We start from the raw sequence: 6,562 nt of genomic DNA, 5'->3' as shown, positions 1-6,562 counted from the left end.
TTGCGAAGTGAAGAAAACTCAGGCGGGTGTCAGAGCATTTGCCAGGGGTCTGCGCTTCCCCTGAAGAGCGCGTCTGATCAATCCCAGTTCAGACCAGTGGGGCAACGTGATCCGCCGCCACTGGACTTGACCAGGCTTCAACCAGTTCCTCCGACAGCTTCCACAGTCGCTCCTGCGCGCCCTCATCGGCGGCCAGGGCATTGGGCTTGCCCAGCTTTTGCTTGACGAAATACTGTCCGCTGATCCCCTTGATCTGCGGTGAGGTGGCGACATACAGGCTGTTCTGTGCGCCCTGCTGCACCGTCAACATGAACGGCTTGAGAACCGTCAGCAATATTTTGCTCAGCCCTGTTGCCGTACTGCCAAAGCTGGAGGCGATCAGGCCGGGATGCAGTGAGTTGCTGGTCACGCCCGTGCCTGCCAGGCGGCGCGCGAGGGCGTTAGAGAACAGAACGTTCATCAGCTTGCTCTGGCCGTAAGCAGGCCAGATGGAATAACCGGATTTGTATTGCAGATCGTCCCAGCGCATCCGCCCGTTGTTGTTGGCGGTGGATGACACGCTGACCACGCGGGCCTCGCCTCTCTCCTGGGCCGCCGCCTTCAGCCCTGGCAGCAGCAAATTGGTGAGCAGAAAATAGGCCAGATGATTGAAGGCAAACGTATATTCAAAGCCGTCCACTGTCTCGCGGCGCTCGTCGATCAAACCGCCCGCATTGTTGACTAGGACGTCCAGCGTGGGATGTTCGGCCAGCACTTCCAGCGCGATGCGGCGCACGTCGGCCATGCTGGACAAGTCGCCCACATACACCTCCAGCGCATCGTTTCCCGTCTGCACCCTGATCTCGTCCAGAACCTGTTGACCCTTGGCGGTGTCGCGGGAAGTGAGCAATACCCGGTAGCCTTGCCGGGCCAGTTCCAGTGCGGTGACTTTGCCAATGCCATTGGTCGCGCCTGTCACCAGGGCGGTTTTCTGCGGGTTGCTGCTGGGTGATGGATGGGGGTCTGTCATAGCGGGGCCTCCTGAAAAGCATCAAGAACATGGGGTTGACTTCAATGGAAACCAACCAACTGGTTGCTTGAAGACAGAGTAAGTGCCGACTGCTCCGAAGTCAAGCAACCAGTTGGTTGTACACTAGGTTGATGAAGCGCGACGCTCAGGCCACCAAACAACGGATTTTCGAGGCGGCCACGGCAGAGTTCGCCCAGTACGGCATCGCCGGGGCGCGGATTGACCGGATCGCGGCGGCGGCGGGCAGCAATAAAGCCATGATCTACACCTATTTTGGAAGCAAAGATGAGCTGTTTGACGCGGTGGGTGTGGAGCAGATCAGCCGCCACATGAACGACGTGCCGATGGACGCCCACGATCTGCCGGACTACGCCGCAAAGGTGGTGGAGCATTACCGCCAGCACCCGGAAATCATGCGACTGGTCACGTGGGCCAGGTTAGAACGCGGGCCAGAGGCAGGCAAGCTGACGGGCCTGCTGGACTCTTACGGACGCAAAGTGGAGGCAGTGGCCCAGGCCCAGCGCAGCGGCGTCATCAGTGACCGGTTTCCAGCCGCCACGCTTCTAGAGCTGATCCTGGCCCTGATTCAGACCAACGCGGGACTCAGCGCTGCGCCTGACGACGGAAAAGAATTTCAGCGTCGTCAGCAGGCCATCCAGGCCGCAGTGGCACGGCTTGTTCAGCCCTGAGCAACCAAGTCATGACCACCCGTAAGTGAAATTGCAAGGCGATACGACACTCTGACAGGATCGACGCGTAGTGCTGATTGCGTCCAGTGATCTGATTGGCTGATGGGCCGTTGACTGGCAACTGGCTCCAAAATCAGGGACTGGAATGGGGACGTATTGAATTGGGATCTGAGTGCCAAGGCTGGATTCCTGTTCCTCCGCGATTCCGTTGGCAAAGTCGCCCGCTTCGTAGAAGTCTGCAAAATGGGGCCTGTTGCGCCCGGAACCCCTTGGTGAAATTCTTGGCGAGACCGCCCAAAGCATTTGTGGAACCTTTTTTAGGAGCGCGAAAATTCCTATCCTGGCGTGTGTTTTTCTGCTGGCCTGACTTTGCCAACAGAACCCTCTGCTAGTCGCACCCCTGAAAGAAGCGCTCAATCTGGCGGATGATGGAAGCCGTTTGAGCGTTGCCGGGGCAATGCTCGGCCAGTGCCGCGTGGCGAACGTCTTTGGACTCGATTAACGCCAGAACAAGGGGTCTGACTAGCATCGGATTCCGTTGGTCAAGTCGGCGGCTCCATAAAAGTCTGCAAAATGGGGCATGTTGCGCTTCGAATCCCTCGGTAAAATCCCCGGTGAGACCTTACAGAGCGCTCGTACGGCCTTCTCCAGGAACGCAAGAACTCCCATCCTGGCGTGTATTTCTCTGCCTGCCTGACTTTGCCAACGGAATCGCATCGGAACAGAAATCTGCCCTTGAAAGCTGGATCACAATTTAAATTGTTCAGAGTAGGGGTAGGCAGAAGCCAAGACACCAGCTTCCAGGATTGCAGAAACGTGTTGCCAGCGCAGATTACTACGCAATACAGTTTCGCAAAGCCAGAAGCTACCTGCCATCAGCCCGTTCAGATCGTTGCGTTATCAGCGTTTCCGCACATTTCAGTGGAGACAAATCGTGTTTCGCGCGTCGCCTGATCCGTCAGGACAACGGCTGGCGATTGGCGCGCAGCAGGAAGAGCGCAGCGATGAATGTCAACACCGCTAATCCCAGTGGACCAAACGATTTGGCCGCGTCATGGAGCTGAAAGCCGATCACGGCGTCTCCCAGTTGAATCAGCGTCATCACGGCGGACAGGGCCAGCAGTGCCTGCGGCGACCGGAAGCGTCCCACACCCAGGATCACCACCACCAGCGCGAAGCTGCGGGACGCCGCATACTGCGTGTAGACGTTGCTGTCGCCCTGGCTGACCAGGGCGGCGGTGGAGTATCCGGCACTGATCAGCACGTTCAGACTGGTCACGGCCCAGCAGACCCAGAAGGCGCGGGAGAGCAGTGGAGGGAACGAATGCGTCACAGCAGGCTCCTCGGTGGACGGCGCTGTCCATCGCTGGTGTCCTGAACAGTGGGAATCAGGGGGCAGGGGGCGGGATTTTTATCGAGCGATTCGGCGGTCACGAGGTCAGCCTAACAAGCCCTGAGACTTTTGTAAATCAAATGATCTAAAATAAACAGGTGCCAAAGATTGTCGACCGCGAACAGCAACGCGCCCTCATCCTGGACCGTAGCTTTGCCGTCTTCGTCCACAGGGGCTACGGCCACCTGCGAATGCGCGCCCTGGCCCAGGATATTGGCGTGTCCTTCGGAACCCTCTATCACTACTTCCCCAGCAAAGAAGCGCTGTTTTACGCTTTGCTGGAACGCTACTTTCAGCGGGCCTTTCCAGCCTTACCCAGACCAGTTGATGGCGGCCTGAGGGCCACCCTGCTGCGGGTGGTCCAGCAACTGGAGGCGCAGGAACCTGAAGTGAGCGGCTTGCTGGCGCTGACGCTGGACTATGTTCAAGCCCACGCCACTCCGTTCACAGCGCTGGACGGGCGAACGCTGGATGATCTGCTGGAAGCGCAGATCACGGCCTCGCTGGGCCTGAGCCTGCCGCACACCCGGCTGTTTCGCCAGCAAGTGATCGGGGTGTTGATGCTGCGCCGACTGACCCCCAGTGACCAGCCCCTCAGCACGGTGCTCAAGCCGTTCATCGACCTGATCGCGCCGCTGTGAGGGAGGGAGCAGGTTGGAGATGGGACAAGACGGCCCAGACGCCGTTTGAATCTGACTTCGCTCCTGGTGATCCCCTTGCTAAGGGCGGATTACTGTTCCGATGCTAGTGCCTAGCTAAGCAAGTTTCACGGCTTTGAGGCAAACTGAGGAATGGGACAGCAACTTCGCGTGGACCTTGAACCCGATGAGCGGGCCAAGCTTCTACAACTGGTGGACCGGGGAACGTGTGCGGCCCGCACGCTGACGAGAGCACGCATTCTTCTGATGGCGGATCGCAGCACGGGTGAGCGCCAGACCTATCAGGTCATCAGCAGGGTGCTGCACTGTGACACGGACCGGATAGCCGAATCTGTCGGCGTTATGTGTTGGAGGGCTTGGAGGCCGCTCTTCACGAGCGGCCCCGGAGCGGAGCCCCACCGAAGATCACGGGAGACATTGAGGCCAAGCTGGTCATGCTGGCCTGTAGTGATCCCCCCAACCTCCGCTTTCCGTCGCCCCTTCAGGGCGAGAGGGGCTTACCCACGACTGAAGTCACGGGTTTGCGCCTCTCGCACATCAATGGAAGAATTGCAAAACCGGGGCAAGTCCACTTCAGAAAAGCTCTGGAATACCTCCACCCTTGCCTGGAAGATGTGATTGAAGTCCGCTTTACAGGGGTCGGCGCTCGCAAAAGTGGCGAGGTATACGCCGGGTTCAGCAGACGTTCGGCTGGGCCTCATCACCGTTGTCAGGGCGTTCCAGCGCACAGCCTAAATTCATATATGATCCGCTGGTACTGCTCAACTTGCAGCGTCACGCACCAAGGCGGTGTCCACGAACTGCTCAAAGCGCACGATCAGGCCGCCGCGCACGACAAAATGGTGGGCCACCCGCACCTTCAGCGCCTTGCCCGTGGTCCGGTGGGTGGCAGTATAGCGGGCCAGCACCACGACATTTTCGCCCTCCACCACGTAAGTGTCGTCGTGCGCCGTCCAGTCCTGCCAGTCTTTGCCCAGCACTTCCATGACGCCCGCTGTCACGCCTGCGGAGGTGCGGTAGGTTCCGGCCAGCGGAAACCCGGCCATCTCCGTCCATTCCACGTCTGGCGCGAGGGTGGCCCGCAAAGCTTCCAGGTCGCCTGCGGCGCTGGCGAGGTACTGACGGCGCACCACCGAGCGCGGCGAGTCGGACACGGCGGGTTGCTCTATCAGCCCCATTTCATCTCACCCTTGGCAACCTTCGGCCCGATCTGGGCGGCGATCAGCATGCCTGAGTGCGGATAGCGCTCGGTCAGCATCTGGGTGGCAGCGGCCCCGTCTGAGGCGCTTTTCAGAATGTCTTCGTAGGTCCGCAGGTAATCGCGAGTGTAGGCGATGGCCTGGGTATCCAGCGCCAAACCAGGCAAGCGGTGGCCCGGCACAACGAAGGCTGGATTCAGGGCGTCCATCTCGTCCAGCAGCGAAATCCAAGCCGTCCGCTCCTCCGGGGTCGCGGTGTCCGCCGTCCAGACATGTTCGTTCTGAAACAGCAGCACGCCGCCAACGATGGCCCGCTGCTGGGGCTGCCACAGGTAATGGCGATCCGGCAGCAGCGCGTGGCCGCCGCGAAGTTCAAAAGTATGGTCTTCCAGGCCCAGGGTCTGGCCGCTCCAAGACGTGATCGGCACCAGACGGATGGGTAGATTGGGGCCAAGTGTACTCCAGGCTTTGAGTTTGCCCTCATATGCCTGCGCGATGTGCTGAGCAACCAGCGGCGTCGCCAGAATTTCAGCGCTGGGAAACGCGTCGGCCAGGGCTTCCAGACCCCAATAAAAGTCGGGATCGGCATGACTCACGAAAATCGTCCCCAGGGTCTTACCGCTGTCCAACACGGCAGCGACCAAGCGGTGTCCATCGGCACGGGTAAAACCCGCATCGATAAGCAGGGCGTCCTGCTCGCCCGTGATCAGGGTGGCGGTTTTGTTCTGGCTGCCCACTGGAAAGTCGAGGTCAAGGACGGTAAAGGTCAGGTCAGTCATGGGGGGCATTCCTTTGTGCGGGTTGGACTTCGGCCTTTGAGGTGTCTGTTGGCTGAAGGCCTGAATTTTGAAGGTGCTGGATTGGGTGTCGTCTGGCCGCGTGCTGCTGCTGTCCGCAGGTTATGTAGGACTGGCCGCTCTGCCCAGCGAGAATGCTTCGGACAGTAAGGACGATCTTTAGATCTCGGGGTCTGGTGGTTCGGCATTGAGTTGGCTGGCCTGTCGCCATGCCTGCGGACCCAGGCGGTTACGGCGCTTGAACTGCCGGGCAAAGTAGCTGGCATCCTGAAAGCCCACGCTCAGCGCGATGCGCTCCACACTGTCGTCGCTGCGACGCAGCAAGTGGCGGGCCTCGCGAATACGGCGTTCCAGAATCCATTCCAGCACCGTGCGCCCAGTTTGCTGCTTGACCAGATGGGTCAGGTAAGCGGGCGTGCGGTGAACTTCAGCGGCAATATCCGATAGAGAGAGGGGCTGCCGGTAACGAGCCTCTATCAGTAGACCTCTTGCGAAAGTCAGGCACATTTAGCGGTGGCGTTGCAGATGGCGGCGATGAGGTTGACTCGGAGGCTGAACCGCTTTCGCCGATGGCGATACGTTTCCTTCAACACTCGAAAAATCTTGAGCCGACGAATAACATGCTCAACAGCGATTCTGAAGCGTGCCAGTCGAAGATTTTCTGCTTTCTGTGCCGGAGTGAGCTTGCGTTTCTTGCTCGCTTTGTGCGGTGTATGGCACAGCGGGTGTTGGTGTTGAACGCCCTGATAGCCAGCATCGGCAACCAATTCAGTTTCAGGGTGAATGGCGGTCTGGGAGGCTCGAAAGAGACGCAGG

General features: G+C 59.5%; 8 protein-coding genes and 1 pseudogene. 3 read left to right on the top strand and 6 right to left on the bottom strand.

From position 1 onward, the window contains the following. Positions 1-88: 88 nt before the first annotated feature. Complete coding sequence (locus BOO71_RS21845; protein WP_075836043.1) at positions 89-1,009, bottom strand: SDR family oxidoreductase; 921 nt, start codon at positions 1,007-1,009, stop codon at positions 89-91. Between the two features lie 131 nt (positions 1,010-1,140). Between BOO71_RS21845 and BOO71_RS21840 the strand changes: the two genes are divergently transcribed. Further along, the gene (locus BOO71_RS21840) at positions 1,141-1,698 is read left to right on the top strand and encodes a TetR family transcriptional regulator (RefSeq protein ID WP_075836041.1); all 558 of its coding nucleotides are present in this window, start codon (positions 1,141-1,143) and stop codon (positions 1,696-1,698) included. Between the two features lie 958 nt (positions 1,699-2,656). Here BOO71_RS21840 and BOO71_RS21835 read toward each other — a convergent pair. After that, positions 2,657-3,031, bottom strand: coding sequence for a hypothetical protein (locus BOO71_RS21835; RefSeq protein ID WP_075836039.1), 375 nt, complete (start codon positions 3,029-3,031; stop codon positions 2,657-2,659). Between the two features lie 158 nt (positions 3,032-3,189). On the opposite strand from BOO71_RS21835, the gene BOO71_RS21830 reads away from it, so the two are divergent. Continuing rightward, positions 3,190-3,732, top strand: coding sequence for a TetR/AcrR family transcriptional regulator (locus tag BOO71_RS21830; RefSeq protein WP_075836037.1), 543 nt, complete (start codon positions 3,190-3,192; stop codon positions 3,730-3,732). A 347-nt stretch (positions 3,733-4,079) separates the two neighbouring features. Further along, positions 4,080-4,205, top strand: a pseudogene (locus tag BOO71_RS29225) (helix-turn-helix domain-containing protein); the annotation flags it as partial. 306 nt (positions 4,206-4,511) lie between these two features. Here the strand turns inward: BOO71_RS29225 and BOO71_RS21825 are convergent. The 4 genes from BOO71_RS21825 to BOO71_RS21810 form a co-directional block, all read right to left on the bottom strand. After that, positions 4,512-4,928 carry a nuclear transport factor 2 family protein gene (locus BOO71_RS21825; RefSeq protein WP_075836035.1) on the bottom strand — a complete coding sequence of 139 codons (417 nt, stop codon included), beginning with the start codon at positions 4,926-4,928 and terminating at the stop codon, positions 4,512-4,514. After that, positions 4,919-5,728 (bottom strand): MBL fold metallo-hydrolase, encoded by an 810-nt coding sequence (locus BOO71_RS21820; RefSeq protein WP_075836031.1) that lies wholly within the window; start codon positions 5,726-5,728, stop codon positions 4,919-4,921. Before BOO71_RS21820 ends, BOO71_RS21825 begins: the two co-directional genes overlap by 10 nt. Before the next feature lie 177 nt (positions 5,729-5,905). Further along, positions 5,906-6,253 (bottom strand): helix-turn-helix domain-containing protein, encoded by a 348-nt coding sequence (locus tag BOO71_RS21815; protein WP_075836029.1) that lies wholly within the window; start codon positions 6,251-6,253, stop codon positions 5,906-5,908. Further along, the coding region (locus BOO71_RS21810; RefSeq protein ID WP_175607506.1) for a transposase family protein at positions 6,244-6,562 on the bottom strand (319 nt) is incomplete at its 5' end. The genes BOO71_RS21810 and BOO71_RS21815, both read right to left, overlap by 10 nt.

The sequence above is a fragment of the Deinococcus marmoris genome, from assembly GCF_001949125.1.
GTDB lineage: Bacteria > Deinococcota > Deinococci > Deinococcales > Deinococcaceae > Deinococcus > Deinococcus marmoris_A.
Note: the sequence above shows the minus strand (reverse complement) of the source record. Positions and strands in the feature narration are given on the sequence as shown.

Excerpts from the sequence above, each read along its gene's own strand:
- BOO71_RS21845 (WP_075836043.1), bottom strand. The coding sequence starts at position 1,009 with ATGACAGACCCCCATCCATCACCCAGCAGCAACCCGCAGAAAACCGCC.
- BOO71_RS21840 (WP_075836041.1), top strand. The coding sequence starts at position 1,141 with ATGAAGCGCGACGCTCAGGCCACCAAACAACGGATTTTCGAGGCGGCC.
- BOO71_RS21825 (WP_075836035.1), bottom strand. The coding sequence starts at position 4,928 with ATGGGGCTGATAGAGCAACCCGCCGTGTCCGACTCGCCGCGCTCGGTG.
- BOO71_RS21820 (WP_075836031.1), bottom strand. The coding sequence starts at position 5,728 with ATGACTGACCTGACCTTTACCGTCCTTGACCTCGACTTTCCAGTGGGC.
- BOO71_RS21815 (WP_075836029.1), bottom strand. The coding sequence starts at position 6,253 with ATGTGCCTGACTTTCGCAAGAGGTCTACTGATAGAGGCTCGTTACCGG.